The organism is Pseudomonas helvetica (assembly GCF_039908645.1).
GTDB lineage: Bacteria > Pseudomonadota > Gammaproteobacteria > Pseudomonadales > Pseudomonadaceae > Aquipseudomonas > Aquipseudomonas helvetica.
The window spans coordinates 4,589,472-4,612,576 of record NZ_CP150917.1 but is presented as its reverse complement, the minus strand read 5'-3'; the positions used below and the strand labels follow the sequence as shown (position 1 = coordinate 4,612,576).

The following is a 23,105-nucleotide window of genomic DNA, read 5'->3' as shown; positions in this document are numbered from 1 at the left end:
TGAACTTATCGGAGCTTTCCTGCTCTCATGCCGGTAGCCATTGGTCGTGGCGGCCTGATAAGCTCGCGGCTTTATTCGATTGCCCTTTAGGCGCATGAACAAGGAAATAGCATGAAACAGCATCGGTTGGCGGCGGCGGTGGCCCTGGTTAGCCTGGTACTTGCGGGTTGTGACTCGCAGACCAGCGTCGAGCTGAAAACCCCGGCGCAAAAAGCTTCCTACGGTATTGGCCTGAACATGGGCAAGAGCCTGGCTCAGGAAGGCATGGATGACCTGGACTCCAAAGCGGTAGCCCAAGGCATCGAAGATGCCGTTGGCAAGAAAGAACAGAAACTGAAGGATGACGAACTGGTCGAAGCTTTCGCTGCGCTGCAAAAGCGCGCTGAAGAGCGTCTGGCCAAGATGAGCGAAGAGTCGGCAGCTGCCGGCAAGAAATTCCTCGAAGACAACGCGAAGAAGCCGGGTGTCGTTACCACGGCTTCGGGTCTGCAGTACGAAGTGGTCAAGAAAGCCGATGGCCCACAGCCTAAGCCGACTGACGTGGTGACTGTCCACTACACTGGCAAGCTGACCAACGGCACCGTATTCGACAGCTCCGTCGAGCGCGGCAGCCCGATTGATCTGCCGGTTAGCGGCGTGATCCCGGGTTGGGTTGAAGGTCTGCAACTGATGCACGTCGGCGAGAAGTACAAACTGTACATCCCTAGCGATCTGGCCTACGGTGCACAAAGCCCTAGCCCGGCAATCCCGGCCAACTCGGTGCTGGTATTCGACCTGGAACTGCTGGCGATCAAAGATCCGGCAAAACAAGACGCTGCCAAGTAATCAGCGTCTGTTATAAAAACAACGCCCCGTTCATGCGGGGCGTTGTTGCATCTGGCGTTCGGTGGTCGACAATTCAAGCGAACGGACGCGGTGGAGTGGAGTCACAGCATTGAGGGTGCCGCAGCTAAACGCTGTAGGTTGCCAAGTCAATGAAATATTGGGTTTTTTTATGTGAGTAAAAAACGCCCGATCTGAGCTTAGCCCTTGTAGGACGTGGCCTTCAGGCGTGAAAAGCGGCTCTGTTCACAAGGTTATCCACAATTTGTGTGGATAACATTTCAGCGGGAGAGATGATGAAAGCACCTTGGAACTTCGCTCGATTTTTACCCTTGGCGGGAAGGTTGCTCAGTCGTGGGCGATTACCGGCCCTGTTGTTTGCCGTAGCCAGAAAAGGGGCGAGCCAGGGTAACCGTTTGGGCAAGCTTAAAGATGACCTGAGATTGCTGCAGGCATTGTGCCTGGCGTACTGGCGCGGTGAGTATCGGGACATCAGTCGCAAATCGATGCTGATAGTGGTGGCGGGGCTGATGTACTTCCTCAGCCCGCTCGACGCGATCCCGGATTTTATCCCGGTATTTGGCATGCTCGATGACATCGCCGTGCTGGCCTGGGTCTTGAAAACCCTCGATGACGAACTGAACGCTTTCCGTGCCTGGCGCGACCGTCAGAGTCCAGAAAAGCTTGCGGTCGTGGAGCGCTTGCCTGATACGCCGGAGCAATTACAACTGCAAGGCCCGAAAAAAACCTGAGTTGAATCAGGTTCATCCACAGATTGATCGCCCCTCGCGACCTTATCGGCTGTTAGGATTACACTTCTAAGGAAAAGTGCTGACTCGCTAAGTGTTGTTGTCCTACGGGGTAGTCATGGATATTCAGATAATTGCACGTGATGGCGAACCCGAATATGCGGTTCTGCCGTGGGCTCAGTATCAAGCGTTATTGAAAGCAGCAGGCGTCACTGAACAACCACCGCGTGAAGCGACAGTCCGTCACGCGGCCACAGCAGACCAGGTTCTTCCAGGTCTGGATCAACTACGCAGTTTGCGCGAAGGGAAGGGCATCGCCATTGAGGCGCTAGCCCGCACGGTAGGCATCAGCCCGTCTTACCTGGCCTTGATCGAAAGTGGCGAGCGTCAACCTGACGCAGCGATTCGCCGCAGCCTGGCCTGGGAACTGACGGTGCTGGGATGGAGGGATGAATCGTGAGCGTACGCATCAGTCGTCAGCATTGGGACGGTTTAATCGGCGAGCTGGATCAGGCCCGTCGCCAGCGTCATCTTTTGACTTATCGCGCTTTGCTTGAGCGTTTGCAGTTGCCAAGCCCGGCCATGCAAACCCTGACTGCCGCGCTTGAGCACCTGGCAGCTCTGGATGCACGGGCCGAGCAGCCGCTGCGCAGCTCGCTGGTCATCAGCCAAGGCGCTAGCCGTCTGCCGCGCACCGGGTTCTTCGAATGCGTCGAGCGACTGGGGCGTTTCTCCGGGCCTTCCGATGGCGTGGCTGCCGCGTCCTGGCATGCGTCGGAAGTGGTACGGGTGTTTGAGTACGAATACCCCGAATCTGCGGAGGCCTGAATGCTCTGGCGACTCAAGGCCCGTGCCAGTTACTGGCTGGCACGCAGGCTGTTTCATTGGTCATGGTTTGTCCGCCAGCCACGCGGCTGGAGCTGGCTTGAAGGCCAGTTCGCGCGCATGGCGAACCTTGGTGATGTTGGTGCGCAAAGCTTCTATGGCCACATCCTGACGTTCCGTGGCCAAGGTCTCGGCGCCCGTGAAGAAGGCGTACGTTTGTTGCGCCTTGCCGCATTGGCGGGGGACGCTAAAGCAGCCTATCAGGTTGGCGTGATCAGCCTTGCCGGAACACCGAGCAAGGCCCCTGACGCTGCCGAGGCGGCGCGTTGGTGGCAGATGGCGGCCAAGGCCGGACATCCGCTGGCCGAGATCAAGCTCAAGGAACTGGCGTCACGTGATACTTGACGGCCACTCTCGCACCGGCTGATCCGGTTTGCCTGCGATCGCGGGTGAGCCACTTTCCTACAGGTGTTTGTAAAGTATTCGCCGATCAAGCAGTGCCCGTTCTGCTTGATTGAGCCATCCCCTTCGCTTTAACGAAATACCCTACATCATCCTCCGTTTGTCCTGACTTCATTCCCCGCGCAATCCCCGCACAGTCTCGCGTCCCACAGTGACCGCGCGAAGATTGAGAATGCTCGATCCAAAAAAACTGCAGGCCTTGAACACTGCCATTGGCCATCTGGTCATTGCTGCGCTGAACCCGAAAAGCCCGGACATTCAAGCCGTCTTCAACGACTTTCGGCACTGCCTCAGTGACTACGATTCCTGGGCCGAAAGTTTCTGGACGGGCGCAGCGCTGGATGTCGAGCAGGTGTTCAAGGTTGGCAACGACGTCAGCCTCAGTGCACCGAAAAACTCGACCACTCCGATCAGCGCCACCGTTGCGTCCTGTCCGGCCGGCGGATCGTTGACCCTGGTGCACATGTTCGAGGCGGCGCGTTTTGTGCCGATCGGCAATACCCCGGTGATGCTCGAAGCATTGATCGATGGGCCGGGAGGGGATGAGGTGGTCGGCGAGCCGGTCCACGCAGTTATCGGCCCTGGCGGCATCCTCGAAGTCCCCGAATGCTGGCGTGGCCAGCGGCACCGAATCACCTTTTACCCCAACGTCACTCAAGACCACGTCAAGGCACTCTACGCCTCTTATCAAACCACCATTGCCGAGCTTGAGGACTGGCTGCAAAGCGAGTGGACGAACGAGTTTCAACCGTTGTGGGTGAGCTTTTCGCAAAGCGGTTTTATCGAGCGCTACAACGCCTTGCAGCAGGCTGATCAACGGGGTGTTGAAAGCGCCTTGCTCGACCTCTGGGACGATGTTCAGCAGTTCTATCACTTGCTGGCCGACCTGCAAGCCAACAGTGAAAAGCTCCTTGAGTACCTGACCCAGGCCGAGCTCGAGACCCTGCTCAACGCTTCCACAGAAGCGATTGCCAATGGCTTGCTGGTGCTCAGCGATGAACCGTTGCTGTTCATCTATCTGACGGCCGTCACCAGTTGGTTGCGGATGCTACCGCCGCAGTACGAAGCCGAAGTAATGGCCGAAATTCGTACAGGCGTGTTGATCGGATTGCTCCTGGCTTGCGTGACCGGACCGATGGGCGTTGGGGCCGGTGTGGGCGCCAAAGTGCTGGAGAAGATCAAGTCGCAGCGTGCTCGACAGTGGCTGGCAGCCTTGAGCATCCGACTGGCGCAAGTGTCGAGCAATCAGCGTTTCAGCAGTCATGCCGATGCGCTCAAGCCGCTAATGATGAGTGCCCGAAAGGCGTCGCTGGCGCCAACACCCCGAGGGCCGCTGAAGATTACCCCCGGTGAAGCGCCGATCCTTTACGTGAAAAACCCTGCGGCCATCGCCCGCGACAAGTCTGGACCCAAGACCAGCCTGAGCAAGCAGGAGCATCACGACAACGCCCCGGATCAGGCGAAAAACCCCAACGGCGACAGCGCCGATTCGGCAGATAAAACCGCCACCCACAACTGCCCGGTGTCGATGGTCACTGGTGAAGAACTGCTGACCCTCACCGATGGCGAACTCGACGGTGTGCTGCCGTTTGCCTTCACCCGGTTGTACCGCACCAGCGCGGTGGAGATCGACAGCGGACTGGGCTTTGGCTGGAGCCATTCGCTGGCGCACCGCCTGGAAATCGACGGCGACAACGTCGTCTGGATCGACCACGAAAACCGCCGCACGCGCTTCCCGAGACCCAACGCCGAGCGTCCGGCGATCCATAACAGTTTGTCCCGTGCAGCGATTTATCTGGGCGACGACGCCGATGAACTGATCCTCGCCCAGGCCGGTGAGGCGACACGGTTCTACCATTTTCGTGACGGTAACCTCACGGCCATCAGCGACCCTTACAACAACCGCCTGCGTATCACCCGCGATCGGCAGGCGCGGATCAAACGTCTGGACAACGGCGCGGGTCGCGCCTTGCTGTTGTGTTACGACCGGCGACATCTGATCGCCGTCGACTATCAAGTCTATCGTGCGGCTGCGAGTGTCGATGAAGCCTGGCAGACCGAGCAAACGCTGGTCGCCTATCGCTATGACGACTGCCGTCGACTGATCGAAGCCGTCAACGCCGCGGGCGAAAGCGAGCGCTACGACTACGACAATCAGGCGGTGATTCTCCAGCGGCAACTGGCTGGCGGCGCGAGTTTTTTCTGGGAGTGGGAGCGCGAAGGCAAAGCCGCCCGATGCGTGCGGCACTGGGCGAGTTTTGCGCAGATGGACGCCCGTTATGCCTGGGACGATAACGGCAGCGTCACGCTGCACAACGCCGATGGCAGCCAAGAGGTTTACGTCCACGACCAGCAGGCGCGGCTGGTGCGCAAGGTCGAGGCGGGCGGGGCCGAACACCTCAAGGCTTACGACGATAACGGTCAGTTGGTGGCCGAGAAAGATCCTCTCGGCGGGGTCACCCAATACACCTATGACGATGCCGGGCGGTTGCTGGCAGTCATTCCGCCAGAAGACGAACCGACTTACTACGAATATCACAACGGTTTCGTTCGGGTGATGCGTCGGGGCAAGGCGCGTTGGAAGTACCAGCGAAACATCCAGGGCGATATCACCGAACAAATCGACCCTGATGGGCATGTCACCCATTATCAGTACGATGATCGAGGGCGACTGCTGTCGATCCGCTATCCGGATAACAGTTGTCACCTCTTTGTCTGGAACAACCTCGGGCAACTGACCGAAGAGCAACTGCCGGACGGTGGTCGGCGGTATTTCGCTTACGACGCATTGGGCCGGCAAAGCCGTCGTCAGGATGCACAGGGTGCGGTCACCCAGTATCAATGGGACGTTCTCGGCCGGCTGATCCAGACCACTTTGCCTGGAGGTGTCACCCGCGCCTTCAGCTATAACGCCTACGGAAAACTCATCGCCGAACGCGATGAGTCGGGCCAGGTCACGCGCTACGAATACGCTGATGACCTTCATCTGGTCAGCCGTCGCATCAATGCCGACGGCAGCCAGTTGCACTATCGCTACGACAACGCGCGGTTGTTGCTCAGCGAAATCGAAAACGAGGTGGGCGAAAAGTATCAGTTGGCGTACGGCGCCAACGGACTGATCGAGCAAGAAACCGGTTTTGATGGTCGGCGCACCGCGTACCGCTATGACCTCAACGGCCATCTGCTGGAGAAAACCGAATTTGGCGATGACGGCTCAACGCTGATCACCGCTTACCAGCGCGATGCGGCGGGGCGCTTGCTGGTCAAGACCTTGCCCGATGGCCAGAAGGTCGACTATCGCTACGACAGCCTTGGTCGTCTGGTCAGCATCGATGACGGTCGCGACCACCCGTTGGAGTTCGAGTACGACCAGCAAGACCGACTGATCACTGAGCATCAGGGTTGGGGCACCTTGCGTTATCGCTACAACGCTTGCGGTCAACTCGATCACCTGCGCCTGCCGGACAACAGCACCCTCGACTACCACCATGCCAAGGGCGGCGCGCTCAGCGCTATCGACCTCAACGGCACGCGGCTGACCACGCACGTCTTTGACGCGGGACGCGAACAGCAACGCCAGCAGGGTCAACTGCTCAGTCGGTATCTCTACGATGAGCAGGGTCGATTGCGCGCCCACGCGGTTTCTCATGCTGAGCAGCCACGCCATCGTCGCGATTACGCCTACAGCGCCAACGGCAACCTCGACTTCATTGCCGACAGTCGTCACGGCCAGCGCAACTATCACTACGATCCGCTGAACCGCCTGGTTCGCGTCCGCCACTCTCGCGATCCACAGCAGGAAAGCTTTGCCCATGACCCTGCCGGCAACCTGCAGATGCACGATCGCCCGGGCCTGGCGACGATCAAAGGCAACCGCCTGCTGCTGCAAGGCGACCGCCATTACGACTACGACGCCTTCGGCAACCTGATCCGCGAACGCCGAGGCACCGGGCAGAAACTCGTCACCGAATACCGCTACGACTGCCAGCACCGGTTGATCGGCATCACGCTGCCGGATGGCAAAACTGCCAGTTACCGCTATGACGCCTTCGGTCGGCGCATCGCCAAAACCGTCGATGGCCACACCACCGAGTTCTTCTGGCAAGGCGACAACCTCGTCGCCGAACGCGGCAAAGAACACTACCGCAGCTACCTCTACGAACCCGGCAGCTTCCGCCCCCTGGCCATGCTCGACGGCTTCGGTCCGCGCAAGGCCTGTCCGTTCTACTACCAACTCGACCACCTCGGCACCCCGCAGGAACTGACGGATTACAGCGGCGAGATCGTCTGGTCGGCGACCTACAAGGCCTACGGAAAACTCGCCAGCCTGAAGCACTTTGGCGAAGAACAGCTTGAGCAACCGTTGCGCTTTCAGGGGCAGTATTTCGATGCTGAATCAGGCCTGCACTACAACCGGCATCGCTACTACAATCCGGACATTGGCCGCTACCTGACGCCGGATCCGAGCAAGCTGGCGGGTGGGTTAAACGGGTATCAGTACACCCCGAATCCGACGGGGTGGGTGGATCCGTTGGGGTTGTCATGCCGATGCCCTGGAGAGATAGAGGCGGATGGACCATTTAGCGAGATTGTTCCGGGTGGAGGTTTAGCGGCACATGAGGCTCAAGGAGGGCATCTTATTGCGAAGCATGTCGGTCGGACAGAGGTGCAGTTGCGAGACAGGCTCAATGCCGAGCCACATATACCAATAGCATCGACGTTTCCAAATAGGGCTGCTGCTGAGTCAACAGTTTTAAGTGTTATAGCTAAAAATGAGGAGATAATTGATGATTTTCTGAGCGGTAGAGCGCGCAAACTTGTTATTGCGCAGCAAATGCCAGTACCAATAGGCGTTGGAGTCGTTCGTCATAGTGGAAAACTCGAGCCTTTATCTATCGTCAAATTGATACTTCAGAGAGCGCCAAATTCGCCGACTGGGTACAATATATTAACGGGGTATGCAAGTGATCGATGATTCTTTTTCACAGCTTTATCAGTTCTTGGGAGCCTATTTTAATGAGGATTGGATGTGTGAGTATGAGGCGGCTGATGATGTTGTAAGGTCTTTTCTATCCGACTCTACCGTGGAGGCCATTTCAGGAGTGAAAAATGAAATTTCTACTCTGCTAGAGATGCATAAGTGTGAGCTTGAGTTAAGAGAGTTTCTGCTGAAAAATATGAGCTGCTGTTACTGCTACTGGCATGAATGGGAATCGGGGGAAGTGTGGTTGAATCATGTTGTTAGTATTCTTGGCGAGTGAGCGATATTTGATATGTAGATCTATCACTTGTCTTGAATAATGGGTGTGAACGTAAACTTTCCCAGCTGCACGATTTTTTTGGAGCGTACTTTCATCAAGATTGGACGCTTGAATATGAGGCTCCTGAGCAAGTGATTGATGCTTTTTTAGCCGATTCTGACCCCGGGGATCTAATGCTGGTGCGGCAAGAGCTCAATGCGCTGCTTAACCAGAAGAAGGATGAATTGGAATTAAGGGAGTACTTATTGAAAGAACTGAGCTGTTACTACTGCTACTGGAATGCGTGGGAGTCAGGTGAGTTATGGTTGAGGTATATTGCTAGTCGTATTAAGTGACAAACAAAGAACGGAGCGTGTAAACGGGACAGATTTTTTTACAACACCCCCAAACTATCAATCACATAAATACTCCCCCCCTGAACATTCTTCGCATGATGCTTGGCCTGTGAGGCCATTTCCGCGAGTTGGCTGGCGTCGAGTTGTCCACAGGCCTCTGGGTGTAGATGCACCACGCCAATCGACAGCGACAGCAGCGCAAATTCCTGGCGGACGCCCTGACGATTAGGCGCGATAAAGCAGCCGGCTTCCAGGTGTTCGCTGCGGTAGAAGCGTCGGCATTGGCTGTGGAAGTCCTCGAGCAGCTGGTTCAGGCGCTTGCGCCAGTCTTCCGGGCCGAGGACCAGCAGGAAATCATCGCCGCCGATATGGCCGACGAAATCGCGGCTGGGGTCGACGCGGTCGTTCAGGCATTGCGCCAGGCACAGCAGGACTTCGTCGCCGCGGCCATAGCCGTAGATATCGTTGAAAGGCTTGAAACTGTCGATGTCGACGTAGCAGATCACCGACTCGCGGCTCTGCTGTAACAGCCGGGTCAGGCACTGCTGGATCGGCACGTTGCCCGGCAACAGGGTCAGCGGGTTGGCGTAGCGGGCCTGTTGGATTTTCAACTCGGTAATCAGTTTGAGCACATCGATCACCCGACCCAGGCCCAGATAGCCGGCGTTGAGGGTGATGATGAAATCCTCTTCGATGCGCTGTCGGGCGCGGCTGGTGATCAGCCGGCTGACCTGTTGCAGCGACTGGCTGAGCTCAACGGCGAGGAAGTCATCGCTCATTAGCCGGCTGATCGGCTTACGCGCGAACAGATCGGTGGCAAACGGCTTGAGCAGCGCATCGGACAGCGAATGACGGTGGACGATGCCACAGGGCTGACCGAGTTCGTCGAGCACTGCCAGCGAGTTCAGGTTGGCCTGACGACGGAAGGCTTCCAGCACGTCAGCGGTAGGGGTATCGCGGTGTACAGCCGGATGTTCGTTGAGCAGGGCGCTGAGGTCGCTGCCTTCATCGTTGAGCGCCACGGCGCTGCTGTCGTGCTTGGGCATCATCGTCCGGGCGTCCCGTGGCGGGTGCTCCTGCGGACGGCACAACAGATAGCCCTGCACCAGGTCGACCCCCATCTCGGTCAACACCGCGAGTTCTTCCGGCAGTTCGATACCTTCGGCAATGACCTGTGCCCGCGAAGCTTTGGCGATCTGCAGGATCGAGCCGACGAATTCGCGCTTGAGCGCGTCCTGATGAATGCCATCGATAAAATGCCGGTCAATCTTCACATAGTCCGGGCGCAGTTCCGACCAGAGCCGCAGGCTCGAATACCCGGCGCCCAGGTCATCCAGTGCAATCGAAAAACCCATGGCACGGTAGTGATGCAATGCATTTTGCAGCAACTGAAAGTCGTCGGTCGGGGTTTGCTCGGTCAGCTCGATCACCACCTGGCTTGGCGGAATGCCGAAGTCCTGGAGCATTTGCAAGGTTCTACCCGGTTGATGGCCGGCTTCGAGCAACGATTCGGGAGAGACGTTAAGAAAGAGCTTGCCCGGTAACTGCTGTTCATTGAAGCGGCGGCAGGCGCTGTGTCGGCAGGCCATTTCCAGTTCGCTGAGACGGCCTGCCTGGCGGGCCACGGCGAATAACGCGATGGGCGAATGCAGAGGGCTGTTGGAGGGCCCGCGACTGAGGGCTTCATAGCCGAGGATGCGTCGTTCGGACAGTGAAACGATCGGCTGGAACAGACTGTGCAAACCACTTTGAGCCAGTATTGAACTCAAGGCACTCAGCTGTTCGGTCGTGGTCATGGCGATCTCTGGCGATAAAAAAAGGACCGGGCCCGCTCTTTTTCAGAGAGCGGGCCCAGTCCTTTATTTCACGACAGAATGATGACTGTTTGATGACGATCCGGGGATCGTCAGCATTAAATTGCCATCACTTTTTGTTGCTGGCGACCGCGGTGTTCAGCTTCAAGTAATCCAGCAGGATCCGCCCGGTTTCGCTCAGGTAGGCATCGTCTTCCGGTTTGGTCTTATCTGGTTCGGCCGCGATGGCGTCTTCGTCTTCTTTCTTCAGTTCTTTGAGCGGATCTTCGCCCTTGGCCTTGCGGCGGATGTTTTCCATCACCAGCTGCTTGGCTTCGATATCGGCGTGTTGCGCGCGACGTTCGGCTTCATTGAGGCTGACGGTTTTTTCCGCCATCAGCTTCTGGGCCAGTGCCAGTTTGTCGCGAATGAACACAAACTCCGCGTCCTTGGCCGAACGGGCATCATGCTCGGACTTGAGCTGTGCCAGGTACGGTTTGAACGGGTCGACTGCCGGCTTGATGGCCGGGCGAATGGTGTCCCACGGCATGGATTCCGGCAGGGCGCTCTCGCCGATTTCCTTGGTGTCGATGATCGACGGGAAGTCGACATCCGGCAGCACGCCCTGATGCTGGGTGCTCTGTCCGGAAACCCGGTAGAACTTGGCCAGTGTCAGTTTCAGCTCGCCATGGTTCAGCGGCTGGATGGTTTGCACGGTGCCTTTGCCGAAGGTCTGGCCGCCGATGATCAGCGCACGGTGGTAGTCCTGCATGGCGCCGGCAAAAATCTCCGAAGCCGAAGCAGACAGACGGTTGACCAGCAACGCCATCGGGCCTTTGTAGAAGGCGCCCGGGTTTTCGTCTTCCAGTACATCGACCCGGCCGTCGGCGTTACGTACCAGCACGGTCGGACCTTTGTCGATGAACAGACTGGTCAGCTCGGTGGCTTCCTGCAAGGAGCCGCCGCCGTTGTTGCGCAAGTCGATGACTACACCGTCGACCTTGTCTTTTTGCAGTTCGGTCAGCAGCTTCTTGACGTCGCGGGTGGTGCTCTTGTAGTCCGGATCACCGGCACGGAACGCCTTGAAGTCCAGGTAGAAGGCCGGGATCTCGATGACGCCGAGCTTGTAGTCCTTGCCGTCCTGTTTGAGGTTGAGGACCGACTTCTTCACCGCCTGATCTTCAAGCTTCACCGCTTCGCGGGTGATCGAGACGATCTTGGTGGTCTGGTCGTTTGGCGCATTGCTGGCCGGGATCACTTCCAGGCGCACCACAGTGCCTTTCGGTCCACGGATCAGCTTGACCACTTCGTCCAGGCGCCAACCGACGACGTCGACCATTTCTTTACTGCCTTGGGCAACGCCGATGATCTTGTCGGCCGGTGCAACCTGCTTGGTCTTGTCCGCCGGGCCTGCCGGCACCAGGCGCACGACTTTCACCTGGTCGTTATCGCTCTGCAACACGGCGCCGATGCCTTCCAGCGACAGGCTCATGTTGATGTCGAAGTTCTCCGCGTTATCCGGTGACAGATAGTTGGTGTGCGGATCGTAGGACATGGCGAAGTTGTTGATGTACGCCTGGAAGATGTCTTCCGGACGGGTCTGGTCCAGGCGCGACAGCTGATTCTTGTAACGCTTGGTCAGGGTTTCCTGAATCTGTTTGGGGTCTTTGCCGGCGATCTTCATCCGCAGCACTTCGTCCTTGACGCGTTTGCGCCACAGGTCGTCGAGCTCGGCAGTGGTCTTCAGCCACGGAGCGTCCTTGCGATCGACCAGCAAGGTTTCCCTGGTGGTGAAGTCCATCTTGTCGACGCCTTTGTTCAGCTCGACCAAGGCAAAGTCCAGACGCGCCTTGACGCGGTCCAGATAGCGCTTGTAAATCGTGAACCCGGCGTTCAGGTCACCGCTTTTGAGGAACTCGTCAAACTGGTTTTTCCATTTGTCGAATTCGGCGATGTCGCTGGCCATGAAATAACTGCGCGACGGATCCAGCAGCTTCAGGTAGCTGTCGTAGATGATCGCGGAACGTGCGTTATCGAGCGGCGGCTTGCTGTAATGGTGGCGCTTGAGCAACTCGACGACGTTAAGGCTGGCAATCACCTCGTCACGATCGGGCTGAAGGTTGTCCCAGCTATTGGCTGCGAACGTAGTGGGCGACAGCGACAAGCTGCCCAGGCCAATGAAAAGCGCAAGTGCGGTGCTGGGGAACAAATGCTTCATGCTGATTCGACGCGGGGGCAATTGATAACGCATATTAGGCCGTCTTTAAAGTCGCCGGTTCCACAAGGCTCTACGCAAACTGCTCGCGTATCGATCAGGCTGGGTTAAAACTGCCTGATCGCCACTCGGCGAATTTTCGTACGACCCTGGGCCGGTCGCATAATGCAAAAAACCCGGCGCTACAGCATCGGGCTCAGTCCAGACTCACTATGGAGGCACTGTGAAAGCATTGCAAGGCGTTGAAGGTCGAGTGGAGTGGGTTGAAGCGCCCAGTCCGACGTGTGACGTAGGACAAGTTCGCATTCGAGTGGCGGCAGCGGGCCTCAATCGAGCCGATTTGTTACAGAAGGCAGGGCTCTATCCGCCACCACCGGGCGCCAGTCAGGTGCTGGGCCTTGAGTGTTCAGGCGTGATCAGCGAGGTCGGCGCAGGGTCGTCCTGGCAGGTCGGAGACCGTGTCTGCGCACTGCTGGCGGGCGGTGGGATGGCCGAAGAAGTGGTGGTCGATGGCCGTCACGTATTGCCCGCGCCCGAAGGCTTGTCGCTGGTCGAAGCGGCAGCGTTGCCCGAGGTCTACAGCACCGCCTGGCTGAATTTGTTCCAATTGGCTGCGCTCAAACCGGGTGAGAAAGTTCTCCTGCACGCCGGGGCAAGTGGGGTTGGTTCAGCTGCCATTCAGCTATGCAAGGCGTTCGGCAACCCGTGCTGGGTCAGCGTCGGTTCGGCGGACCGGCTGGCCTACTGCGAGGCGCTGGGTGCGCAAGGCGGGGTGGTGCGCACTGATGGGCTGGATGGTTTGCGTGACCTGGGGCCGTTCGATGTGATCCTCGACCCGGTCGGCGCCAACTATGCCGCGCTGAACCTGAAGTTACTGGCGCTCGACGGTCGTTGGCTGTTGATCGGCTTGATGGGCGGCCGTGAAGCGCCGCTGGATCTGGCGCAGGTGCTGGCCAAACGGATTCAGCTGCTGGGTTCGACCTTGCGTAGCCGTGACGAGCAGTTCAAGGCCGATCTGTTGAGTGACCTGAGCCAGCATGTCTGGCCGCTGTTCGCCGAAGGGCGCCTGAGCCCGCAATTGGCCAGGACCTTCCCGATCAAGGACGCTGAAGCGGCGTTCGCCGAGCTTGCGACCAATCGGGTGTCGGGCAAGTTGGTGCTGGTGATCGACGAAAGCCTGATTTGACTACTGAGAGATCGTTCCCACGTAGTGGGAACGATCTCCATGGGAACGATCAGGGTTACTTCCAGATGTGGATCGGCCAACCGGCCTTTTCGGCATGTTCGAGCAGTACCGGATCCGGGTTGACCACATGCGGATGGTCGACTTTGATCAGCAACGGCAAATCGTTGCGTGAGTCGGAATAGAAACTTGCGCCTTCAAGGTTCTCCTCTTCGGCGTCCAGCCACTCCAGCAAGCGAGTGATCTTGCCTTCGCGATAGGTCAGGGTGCCAACCGTTTTGCCGCTGTAGACCCCGTGAGTCACTTCCAGGTCTATACCGAGGATCTCGTCGATGCCCAGGCGTTCGGCGATGGGTTTGACTAGGTGCGTGCCAGAGGCGGAGATCACCAGAATCCGGTCGCCGGCCTTGCGGTGCTCGGCGATGGCTTTGCAGGCGTCGCTGAAAATGATCGGCTCGATGAAATCTTCGACCCATGGGGCCACAAGGTGCTCGATTTCTTCCGGGGTGCGTCCGGCCATCGGCTCCAGGCTGAAGGTCATGTAGTCCTCCATGGCCAGGTGGCCCCTGCCATAGGCGTCCATCAATTCCTTGTCGCGACGCAGGAAGGATTCGCCGTCGACCCAGCCGAGGCGGGCCATCTGCTCGCTCCACAGCGAGGCGCAGTCGCCGTGGATCAGGGTTTCGTCCAGATCAAAAATTGCCAAAGCCATCAGTGCTGCTCTCTCTTTAACAGTGTGCACAGCGAAAACATCAGGCTACCTCACACAGGGCTGTCGGATCGATGGAAAGTGCCAGCCGTTGACCATCGGCATGCAGGTCAGCCGCCGAACGGTTCAGCACGTCCACCACCAGTTCAACGCCGCGAGCCTCGACCCGATAGCGGATCACGTTGCCCAGCAAGCTGTGGCTACGGATCAGCGCATCCGGCTCGCCATTACGGCTCAGTTCGATGGCTTCCGGGCGAATCGCGATGCGGCCATTGATCGGACGTTGCAGCAGCTTGCTGGCGCTGGCGGCATCGAGCAGGTTGTAGTTGCCGATGAAGCCAGCGGCAAACACATCGACCGGTGCGGTGTAGAGCGTTTCAGCATCGCCGCTCTGGACGATCTTGCCTTGGTTCATCAGGAAGATCCGGTCGGACATGGTCAGGGCTTCTTCCTGATCGTGCGTCACGAAAATCGTGGTCAGCCCCAGCTCGCGCTGAATCTGCCGGATCTGCTCACGCAGGTGCTTGCGGATTCGTGCATCGAGTGCCGACAGCGGCTCATCGAGCAGCAGCAGGCGTGGTCGGGTGACCAGCGAGCGGGCGAGGGCCACGCGCTGGCATTGGCCGCCGGACAGTTGATGCGGATAGCGGCTGGCAAAATCGGTCAGTTCCACCAATTGCAGCACTTCGAGCACCCGCTTGCGGCTGTCGTCGGCGTTGACCTTCTGCATGCGCAAACCGAAGGCGACGTTCTGCTCCACGGTCATGTTGGGGAACAGCGCGTAGCTCTGGAACACCATGCCGATTCCGCGTTTCTGCGGGCTCAGCGGCACCAGGTCATGGCCGTCGAGCAGGATCTTGCCGCCATCCACCGCGGTCAGTCCGGCGATGCAGCGCAGCAGGGTCGACTTGCCGCAACCGGACGGGCCGAGCAAGGTGACGAACTCGCCTTTCTGGATTTCGCAGTTGATATCGCTGAACACCGGAGTGCCGGCAGAGCCCGTTTGCGAGTAGCTTTTTTGCAGGTGTTGGACGCTGACATAGCTCATTGGCTTTTGTCCTTGTTCAAGATATTGGCAGCCCAGGTCAGAACCAGCACAAAGAAAAAGTAGGAAATCACCAGCGCGCTGGTGAAGTGACCGCTGCTGTTACGCATGTTGTTGAGGTAGACCTGCAGGGTTTCGTAGCGCGTGCCGACGAGGATGTTGGCGAACACGAACTCACCGAAAAGGAACGAGAACGACAGCAGCAACGCAACCATCAAGCCTTTGCGCAGGTTCGGCAGCACCACCAGGAACGCCGCTTGCCAGGTGCTGGCACCGAGCAGCTGGGCGGAGTCCATCAGGTCGCGCAGGTTGATCGCCTGCAGGTTGTTGGTGATCGCCCGGTACATGAACGGCAGCGCCACGGTGAAGTAGCAACCGACCAGAATCCACGGTGTGCCGACCATCGCGAACGGGCCCGAACCGTAGAGCTGCAACAGCCCCACCGAAGACACCACGGGCGGCACCGCGAACGGCAGCAGGATCAGGATGTTCATCAGCGCGTCGAGTTTCGGGAAGTGGTAATGCACCACGAACAGCAGCGGCAGGATCAGCACCACTGACAGAATCAGCGCACCCACGCAGACCAGCAGTGACTGGCCAAAGGCGTTGAGAAAACGCGGGTCGCTCCACAGTTGGATATACCATTTGAAGGTAAAGCCGCTGGGCAGAACGGTGGCCGACCAACTGCTGGCGATCGAGTAGATCAGGGTCCCGGCCAGCGGCAGCAACAGAATGGCGAACAGCAGATAAACCACGACCCGGTGATAGACACCGACGGGGCCCAGTTCAGCGCGAGACATGGTAGCTCCTCTTCAACAGCAACTGATGGACCACGGTCACCAGGGTCATCAACGTCACCAGCACAACGGCCAGGGCACTGGCCATGTTCGGGTCCAGGGAAATATCGCCCGAAACCATCGCCGCGATGCGGATCGGCAGCACGTTGAAGTTGCCGGTGGTCAGGGCGTAGACGGTGGCATAGGCGCCGAGGGCGTTGGCCAACAGGATCACGAAGGTGCCGAGCAAGGCCGGGGTCAGTACTGGCAAGCCGATGTGCCGCCAGAACTGCCAGCCGCTGGCACCGAGCAGGGATGCCGATTCGCGCCAGTCTTCACGCAGGGCGTCGAATGCCGGGTACAGCAGCAACACGCCGAGGGGAATCTGGAAGTAGGTGTAGAGGATGATCAACCCGGTTTTCGAGTACAGGTTGAAGTCCTGAATAATCCCGGCCTGTTTGAGCATGATGGTGAAACTGCCGTTGAACCCCAGCAGAATGATGAACGCAAAGGCCAGCGGGACGCCGGCGAAGTTGCTGGTCATGTTGGCGAAGGCGTTGACGAAGTTGCGCAGCTTCGAATCGACCCGACGCAGCGAGTAACTGCCGAGGATTGCGATGACGATGCCGAACACGCTGGACCAGAAGCTGATCTCGAGGCTGTACTGGATCGCCTGCATGTAGAACTTCGAGCTGAAGATCTTGTTGAAGTTGGCCAGGCCCCAACCGAACTCTTCCGATTGCACGCTGTTGATCAGCACCCAGCACAGCGGGGCGATCTGGAACACGATAAAGAAAATGGCGAAGGGCACCAGGCACAACGCCGCCAGCCATTTGCCACGGGTGATTGAATTCACTTGAGCAGCTCCCGGCACACAGGTTTGTCGTGGGCAACACCCAGCAACTCGCAGAGAGTGCCACACAGTTCGGTTTGTTTCGGGGCTGCATGGGGATTGAAGCTGAAGGCATCGCCGATGACGAACAGCGGTACTTCACGTTCTTCGGCCAGCAGGCCGTTGTGGGAGCGGTCGTTGTTCATGCCGTGGTCGGCGGTCACCAGCACCTGATAGCCAGCGTCGAGCCAGCCTTTTAGGTAGTCGGCGAGAATGATGTCGGCCGAGCGGGCACTGTTGCGGTATTGCGCAGTGTCGAGGCCGTGCTTGTGTCCGGCGTCGTCGATGTTCATGGGGTGAACCAGCAGAAAGTTCGGCGCATGACGTAGACGCAGGTTCTCGGCGTCGGCGAACAGGTGCGAATCGGGGTAGTGATCGGACCAGTAGAAATGCGCATGCTGGATTGGCAGTTCAATGTTGTCGGTGTGGCGGTCGCGGGCCGCCACAAATGGCGAACGGTTATACAGTTCGCTGACCCAGTGGTAGGCCGCAGCGGCGGTGCTGAGCCCGGCGGCGGTGGCGTAGTGGAACACGCTGCGCTGGTTGGACAGGCGTGACACGTTGTTGTGGACGATACCGCTGTCGATCGGTGTGACGCCGGTCAGAATGCATTCATAGAGCGGGCGCGACAGGGACGGCAGTTCGCATTCGAGTTTGTAGAGGGCTGCGCGTCCTGCGCCGACATAAGCCTGAAGATGTCCCATGGCGTGGCGGGCAACCTCGTAATTGAGGCCGTCGAGCACGACAAGGATGACGTTGTGCTTCATGGGGGAGGAAACTCCAAAATCAGGTGGTAGCGTCAAAACCTGTAGGAGCAAGGCTTGCCCGCGATGGTATCGCCGCGCTCGTTAGACAGATCGCGGTGCCTGCATCGCGAGCAAGCTTTGCTCCTACGGATGCAGCATTACTGCATATTGATGATGACTTCTTCCTGCCACTTCTGCGGCAGGGCCTTGGAGGTTTTTTCCCAGGCATCGGCGTCGGTGATCGGCTTGGGCTTGGCGGCTTCGTACTGCGCGGCCGGGATCAGGTTTTTCGCGACATCAGCAGGCAGTTTCAGGCCCGTTTCAGCACGAATCGGACGGGCGTTACCGCGCGCCAGATTGATTTGGCCGGCATCGCTGAAGATGTACTCGCGGGCCAGTTTTGCGGCGTTCGGGTGCTTGGCGTATTTGTTGATGATGGTGGTGTAACCGGACTTCACCGAACCATCGGACGGGATCAGCACGACGTAGTCATCCGGGTTGACCATCTTGGCTTTATAGCTCAGGCCATTGAAGTCCCAGACCACACCGACTTCGACTTCACCCTTTTCCATGGTGGAAATGGTCGGGTTGGCCAGCGACAGGCGACCTTGCTTGGCGATCTCGGCGAACATCAGCAGTGCTGGCTGAATATTCTTCTCATCACCACCGTTGGCGATGGCGGCGGCCAATACACCGTTGGCGGCTTGTGCAGCGGTGCTCACGTCACCGATGGAGACCTTGTATTTACCGGTCTTCAGGTCAGCCCACTTTGTTGGGGCTTCGGAGCCGTGGAGCAGCTTCTTGTTGACGATAAACGCGATGGTGCCGGTGTAGGCCAGTGCCCAGTTACCGTCCTTGTCCTTGGCCCAGTCCGGAACTTGCGCCCAGGTGCTTGGCTTGTACGGTTGAACCACGCCTTGCTTGACTGCGATCGGGCCGAAGGCGGCGCCGACGTCGCCGATGTCAGCACTGGCGTTGTCTTTTTCGGCGGCGAACTTGGCGACTTCCTGGGCCGAGCTCATGTCGGTGTCGATGTGCTTGAGGCCGTAGTTCTTGGCCAGGTCTTCCCAGGTACCTTTCCAGTTGGCCCAGTCATCGGGCATGCCGACGCTGTTGACGGCGCCTTCCGCTTTCGCAGCGGCTTCCAAGGCTTTTAAATCGGTATCAGCCGCCATGGCTGCGGTGCACATGGCAATGGTCGAGCCTAACAGTGATGCCAGGAAAAGCTGTTTCATCCGAAGCTCCTTTGGGCGTATTCAACGCTGCGTTTGCGGTTTGTTGGTCTAGGTCAGCAATACCTGAGCCAATTTAGGTGAGCTGGATGACACTTTGATGTCGGTATCAGGCGCGCTCGCATTCTTTTCGCTCGGTAGTGAGGGCTGCGAAGTAAGCGTAGACCATGGCCGGAAGGCCGGTTTGCAAGGACTTGGCCGCTTATTTGCACAGGTCTGGATCAGCCGTTCGGCGGCTTTGTCATCGATCAGTCATATGTATTGCCTAGGCTTGCAATACGTTTCAGGACGCGCTTTTTGGCGCAGTCCTGCTCTGAAACAGTGCTGGTCTAGTCCAGATAGGTAACGTTGATGCGTGAAGAGGCAACGAAAGCGGTGACAGCCATCGGTCAGGTGCTCCAGGAGCAGATCGACCACGGTCTGCTGGCGCCCGCGAGCAAGCTGCCGGCCGAGCGCAAGCTCAGTGAGTTGTTCGGGACCACGCGGATCACTGTGCGTGAGGCGTTGTTGCAGTTGGAGGCGCAGGGGCAGATTTATCGCGAGGAGCGGCGCGGCTGGTTCGTTTCGCCACCGCGTCTGGCGTACAACCTGATGCAACGCAGCCACTTTCACGCGATGGTCAGTGCGCAGGGGCGGGTACCGTCGACCGAGGTGATTTCGGCGCGGTTGCAGCCGGCGTCAGCGGCGGTGTGTGCCTGGTTGCAGCTGCCGGCGTTGTCGAGTGTGATTCAGATCTGCCGTTCGCGGCGTATCGATGGACGGTTGGTTTTGTATGTCGAGCACTATTTGAATCCGCAGTTTTTTCCGGGGATTCTGGCGTTTGATCTCAATCAGTCGATTACCGAGTTGTATGCGCGGCATTATGATTTGCACTATGGGCGGGTGCGCTTCGAGATTGTGCCGACGGCGTTGTCGGTGGATGCGGCGGCTGCACTTCGGGTGTCCGTGGGCAGTCCGGGGTTGCGGATTGCGCGGGTCAATTATGATCAGCATGGGCGGTTGATCGATTGTGATCTGGAGTTTTGGCGGCATGATGCGATTCATGTCGGGGTGGATGTGGTCTGAAACTGCTCCCGTTCCTGCTCCTGCTCTTGTAGGAGCCGAGCTTGCTCGCGATGGCGGCCTGACAGCCGGCCGATCTCCCGCAGATGTACATAGATCTACTGTGGGAGCTGGGCTTGCCCGCGATGGCGGCCTGACAGCCGACCAACCTCTTGCAGGTGTACATATCCATTTCTTCGGTAACGGCCGCTTAGGGTTTCGCCCTTACGGCGACTCCCTTTGGCAGACGCCCCAAAGGAAGCAAAGGTCTTCGCCCCAAGCGTACGGCACCTCGCCTAGGCTCGGCGTTCCCTCACTCCGGTGTCCATCAGGGGGCATCGCCTACGGTCTGCTGCGCGACGACCTCCTCTCGATGTGTCCGGCTGCGCCGTACGGCGCTGCGCGCCCACCCCCTGATGAACACCTGCGCTCGGCCTTCCGAAGGGGCGGGTGGATCAAGATCAACAGCACGGCGGCCTGCCGGCCGGCCTGAGTGGTAAGAGCGCGAACGGCTTTAGATCGTTGCCACGCTCTGCGTCTGCTTTTTTCTCGTTATTCCTTCTCCAGCCCGCCGGCCGCCGTCACTACTTGAATGCTCATGCGCGGTGTCGCCAAATCCAGTCCTGCTTCATCCAGATGGCGTTTGAGTGACAGGTTGAACGCTCTTGAGACTTCCCACTGTTTGATCGGTGCGGTCTTGAACCGTGCGCGCAGAATTGCGCTGCCGGACTCGAAACTCTCGACGCCCTGGATCTCCAGCGGCGACCAGATGTTGCGACGTTGTATCGGGTCGGTGCGCATTTTCTGGCCGACGTCGCGCATCAGTTTGATCGCGTCATCGATTTCCATGTTGTACGGCACTGCTACGCGGAAGATCGCGTAGCCGAATTCCCGTGAGTAGTTCTTGATGCTTTTGATTTCACTGAACGGGATGGTGTGCACGATGCCGTCGATGTCGCGCAGGCGCACGGTGCGGATGGTCAGACCTTCGACGGTGCCCAGGTGGCCGCCGACGTCCACGTAGTCGTCGATGGCCAGCGAGTCTTCGATGATGATGAACAGCCCGGTGATCAGGTCGGCAACCAGCGACTGCGCGCCAAAACCGATGGCCAGGCCGATCACGCCGGCACCTGCCAGCAGCGGTGTGACGTTCATGCCCATGTTGGCCAGTGCGACGATCATCCCGATGATGAAGATCGCCACGAACAGCACGTTGCGAATCAGCGGCATCATCGTTTGCGCCCGCGCATTGGCCTGGCCTTTGCGCGAGCGGGTGAGGGCGTGGTGCACGGCGGTGTCGCTGAGGATCCAGATCAGCCACGCGAAAATCAGCGTACCGCCCAGGCTGAACAGTTTGACGCTGACTTCATGGCCCTCACCTTCGGTGAAGCGGATCAGCGACATGCCCCAGACCCGCAAGCCGAGTTCGATGAACACCAGCCACACCGCCAGATGCGCGAGGGTATAGAAGAAGTTCTTCAGGCGCTCCGAATACAGCGCATGACGCTTTGCCCCGCGTTGTGGCTTGAGCGCGTGGCGGCGGACCAGGCCGTTGATGACCATGCACAACACCAGCAGCACGGTGCAGATCAGTGATTGGCGCAGCGCGGTGCTGGTGTCGCCAGCGGAGACGAAGGTGGCGAACAGCGAGATTCCCACCAGCACCAGTGCAGGCAAGAACCAGAAGGTCCCAAGAATCTCGATCGTGTCGCTCAGTGCACGGCGGGTCAGTCGCCGCGACAGCGGCTGGTTGCGGATCAGGTGGGCGATGGGCCGACGGAAACGCAGGATGAACAGGCCGGTGAATATCGCTGCCAGCACATTGGCGATGGTCGCGGTGATGTGCGCCAGGTGAATGCCGAGGCTGGTGACCAGCCGTGGGTCGTTCAAGGCTTCGCCGAAGGCTGCAAAACTGCCAATCAGCCACAGGGGGCGAAAGGCCTGGTGCCGCAGGATGTACAGGGCGCGATGGCGGTGCGGGCCGTCGAGCACGGAGAACGCGATCACGCAGATCGCCGAGAAGCAGGTACCGACCACCAGTGCATAAGCCAGCACCATGGCCAGGTATTTACCCAGCGATGAGGGCAAGGCGTAGCTCATGTAGACAGTAATCAGCAGCGCGATCAGCCAGGGGCCGAGTTTACGCAGGGCAAAGCGCAGCATGTCCCAGGTCTTGGGGTGTTGCGGCAGTTCTTCGGTCAGGCCGAAGCGCGTTCGAACGCGATGACCGAGCCAGATCAGCGCAGCGGCGAGCAGGCTCCAGAGCATCAGGATCAGGGCGAAGGCAAAGAGCATCGGCAGCCATTCACTGGCTGGCAGCATCAGTGCGCTCAGTTCGTCCTTGGCCAGTTCGAACTCATCGGACCAGCGAGTGAGCGGGCTGTCGGCGCCGGAAAACTGTTTTTCGAGGTTGGCCAGGGTGCCGCCGATCAAACCGAGTACGCCATCTTCGGTCGGTGTCTGGGCTTTTTTGCTGACGTCGCGCAGTTTCTTCAGGTCGGCCAGCAACCTGGCTCGTTGCTGATCGTTTTCCAGTGATTTGATCACTTCGTCCAGCGATTGCCCCAGCGGTGCGGTTGCTTCGGGTTGGGCTTTTGGTGAACCGTTGAGCAGGCTCGGCAGGCCGACGGCCTGAGCAGGCGCCACGGGAAGCAGCATCAACAGGCAGATGAACAACGTAGACGGCAGGGCAAAAAGACGAGCGAACACTAGGCGGTCAACCTCAACGGGTACAGGTCGACCGAGTGTACGAGCGGGGCAAAACCAATGCGAGCGCAGTCAGTGCTTTTATTCGTTCAGCTTGGCGAGGATTTTGTAAATCACGGTGGCGAGGATCAGCAGCATGCCGATCCACATCGAGAGCACCCCGGCGTTCTTGTCACGAAAGTTGAAGCCAATGGCCAGCAGGATCATTCCCGAGAGAATCGGAATGAGCATGGAGTTGAACACAGACATCGAGATCATGACGACAGCCTTGTCGGGGAAGGTGATGTAAGTCTAGGTGGCTTTTGTGCGACGT

At 58.7% G+C, this 23,105-nt stretch carries 20 protein-coding genes; 10 read left to right on the top strand and 10 right to left on the bottom strand.

The window, feature by feature from the left end; all coding sequences use genetic code 11:
* Positions 1 to 111: 111 nt before the first annotated feature.
* The 8 genes from AABM55_RS21460 (at position 112) to AABM55_RS21425 (ending at position 8,454) form a co-directional block, all read left to right on the top strand.
* On the top strand, positions 112 to 825 hold the full coding sequence (locus tag AABM55_RS21460; protein WP_019693069.1) for an FKBP-type peptidyl-prolyl cis-trans isomerase: 714 nt from the start codon (positions 112 to 114) through the stop codon (positions 823 to 825).
* Positions 826 to 1,118: 293 nt separating this feature from the next.
* A complete protein-coding gene (locus AABM55_RS21455) occupies positions 1,119 to 1,574 on the top strand; it encodes a YkvA family protein (RefSeq protein WP_054593530.1) in 456 nt (151 codons plus the stop codon).
* 115 nt (positions 1,575 to 1,689) lie between these two features.
* A complete protein-coding gene (locus AABM55_RS21450; protein ID WP_347927723.1) occupies positions 1,690 to 2,031 on the top strand; it encodes a helix-turn-helix transcriptional regulator in 342 nt (113 codons plus the stop codon).
* Positions 2,028 to 2,399, top strand: a complete 372-nt coding sequence (locus AABM55_RS21445; RefSeq protein WP_019693066.1) for a hypothetical protein — start codon at positions 2,028 to 2,030, stop codon at positions 2,397 to 2,399. The genes AABM55_RS21450 and AABM55_RS21445 overlap by 4 nt, the downstream gene beginning before the upstream one ends.
* Complete coding sequence (locus tag AABM55_RS21440; RefSeq protein WP_347927722.1) at positions 2,400 to 2,801, top strand: sel1 repeat family protein; 402 nt, start codon at positions 2,400 to 2,402, stop codon at positions 2,799 to 2,801.
* 229 nt (positions 2,802 to 3,030) lie between these two features.
* A complete protein-coding gene (locus tag AABM55_RS21435) occupies positions 3,031 to 7,833 on the top strand; it encodes an RHS repeat-associated core domain-containing protein (RefSeq protein WP_347927721.1) in 4,803 nt (1,600 codons plus the stop codon).
* Positions 7,823 to 8,119: a contact-dependent growth inhibition system immunity protein gene (locus AABM55_RS21430; RefSeq protein WP_103319937.1), complete on the top strand. Its 297-nt coding sequence runs from the start codon at positions 7,823 to 7,825 to the stop codon at positions 8,117 to 8,119. Before AABM55_RS21435 ends, AABM55_RS21430 begins: the two co-directional genes overlap by 11 nt.
* Positions 8,120 to 8,151: 32 nt before the next feature.
* Positions 8,152 to 8,454 carry a contact-dependent growth inhibition system immunity protein gene (locus AABM55_RS21425; RefSeq protein WP_347927720.1) on the top strand — a complete coding sequence of 101 codons (303 nt, stop codon included), beginning with the start codon at positions 8,152 to 8,154 and terminating at the stop codon, positions 8,452 to 8,454.
* Between the two features lie 38 nt (positions 8,455 to 8,492).
* Here AABM55_RS21425 and AABM55_RS21420 read toward each other — a convergent pair whose 3' ends face one another.
* Both AABM55_RS21420 and AABM55_RS21415 read right to left on the bottom strand, forming a co-directional pair.
* Positions 8,493 to 10,250: a bifunctional diguanylate cyclase/phosphodiesterase gene (locus tag AABM55_RS21420; RefSeq protein WP_347927719.1), complete on the bottom strand. Its 1,758-nt coding sequence runs from the start codon at positions 10,248 to 10,250 to the stop codon at positions 8,493 to 8,495.
* Between the two features lie 127 nt (positions 10,251 to 10,377).
* The gene (locus tag AABM55_RS21415; protein ID WP_177474946.1) at positions 10,378 to 12,465 is read right to left on the bottom strand and encodes a carboxy terminal-processing peptidase; all 2,088 of its coding nucleotides are present in this window, start codon (positions 12,463 to 12,465) and stop codon (positions 10,378 to 10,380) included.
* A 220-nt stretch (positions 12,466 to 12,685) separates the two neighbouring features.
* Here AABM55_RS21415 and AABM55_RS21410 point away from each other — a divergent pair, with 220 nt between their 5' ends.
* The gene (locus AABM55_RS21410) at positions 12,686 to 13,648 is read left to right on the top strand and encodes a zinc-binding dehydrogenase (protein ID WP_054593524.1); all 963 of its coding nucleotides are present in this window, start codon (positions 12,686 to 12,688) and stop codon (positions 13,646 to 13,648) included.
* Between the two features lie 55 nt (positions 13,649 to 13,703).
* Here the strand turns inward: AABM55_RS21410 and AABM55_RS21405 are convergent, their stop codons facing one another.
* The 6 genes from AABM55_RS21405 to AABM55_RS21380 form a co-directional block, all read right to left on the bottom strand.
* The gene (locus AABM55_RS21405; protein ID WP_103319897.1) at positions 13,704 to 14,357 is read right to left on the bottom strand and encodes an HAD family phosphatase; all 654 of its coding nucleotides are present in this window, start codon (positions 14,355 to 14,357) and stop codon (positions 13,704 to 13,706) included.
* Between the two features lie 40 nt (positions 14,358 to 14,397).
* On the bottom strand, positions 14,398 to 15,402 hold the full coding sequence (locus AABM55_RS21400) for an ABC transporter ATP-binding protein (protein ID WP_103319899.1): 1,005 nt from the start codon (positions 15,400 to 15,402) through the stop codon (positions 14,398 to 14,400).
* Positions 15,399 to 16,199 (bottom strand): ABC transporter permease, encoded by an 801-nt coding sequence (locus AABM55_RS21395; protein ID WP_054593521.1) that lies wholly within the window; start codon positions 16,197 to 16,199, stop codon positions 15,399 to 15,401. Before AABM55_RS21395 ends, AABM55_RS21400 begins: the two co-directional genes overlap by 4 nt.
* Entirely contained in the window at positions 16,186 to 17,031 is an 846-nt protein-coding gene (locus AABM55_RS21390; protein ID WP_054593520.1) for an ABC transporter permease subunit, read from the bottom strand. Before AABM55_RS21390 ends, AABM55_RS21395 begins: the two co-directional genes overlap by 14 nt.
* Positions 17,028 to 17,834 (bottom strand): alkaline phosphatase family protein, encoded by an 807-nt coding sequence (locus AABM55_RS21385; protein WP_347927718.1) that lies wholly within the window; start codon positions 17,832 to 17,834, stop codon positions 17,028 to 17,030. The genes AABM55_RS21390 and AABM55_RS21385 overlap by 4 nt, the downstream gene beginning before the upstream one ends.
* 137 nt (positions 17,835 to 17,971) lie before the next feature.
* On the bottom strand, positions 17,972 to 19,048 hold the full coding sequence (locus tag AABM55_RS21380) for an ABC transporter substrate-binding protein (protein WP_054593518.1): 1,077 nt from the start codon (positions 19,046 to 19,048) through the stop codon (positions 17,972 to 17,974).
* 348 nt (positions 19,049 to 19,396) lie between these two features.
* Between AABM55_RS21380 and phnR the strand changes: the two genes are divergently transcribed.
* Positions 19,397 to 20,110, top strand: coding sequence for a phosphonate utilization transcriptional regulator PhnR (gene phnR / locus AABM55_RS21375; RefSeq protein ID WP_054593517.1), 714 nt, complete (start codon positions 19,397 to 19,399; stop codon positions 20,108 to 20,110).
* Between the two features lie 528 nt (positions 20,111 to 20,638).
* Here the strand turns inward: phnR and AABM55_RS21370 are convergent.
* Positions 20,639 to 22,795 (bottom strand): mechanosensitive ion channel family protein, encoded by a 2,157-nt coding sequence (locus tag AABM55_RS21370; protein ID WP_054593516.1) that lies wholly within the window; start codon positions 22,793 to 22,795, stop codon positions 20,639 to 20,641.
* 78 nt (positions 22,796 to 22,873) lie between these two features.
* Positions 22,874 to 23,050, bottom strand: a complete 177-nt coding sequence (locus AABM55_RS21365; protein ID WP_173860023.1) for a hypothetical protein — start codon at positions 23,048 to 23,050, stop codon at positions 22,874 to 22,876.
* Positions 23,051 to 23,105: the final 55 nt, after the last annotated feature.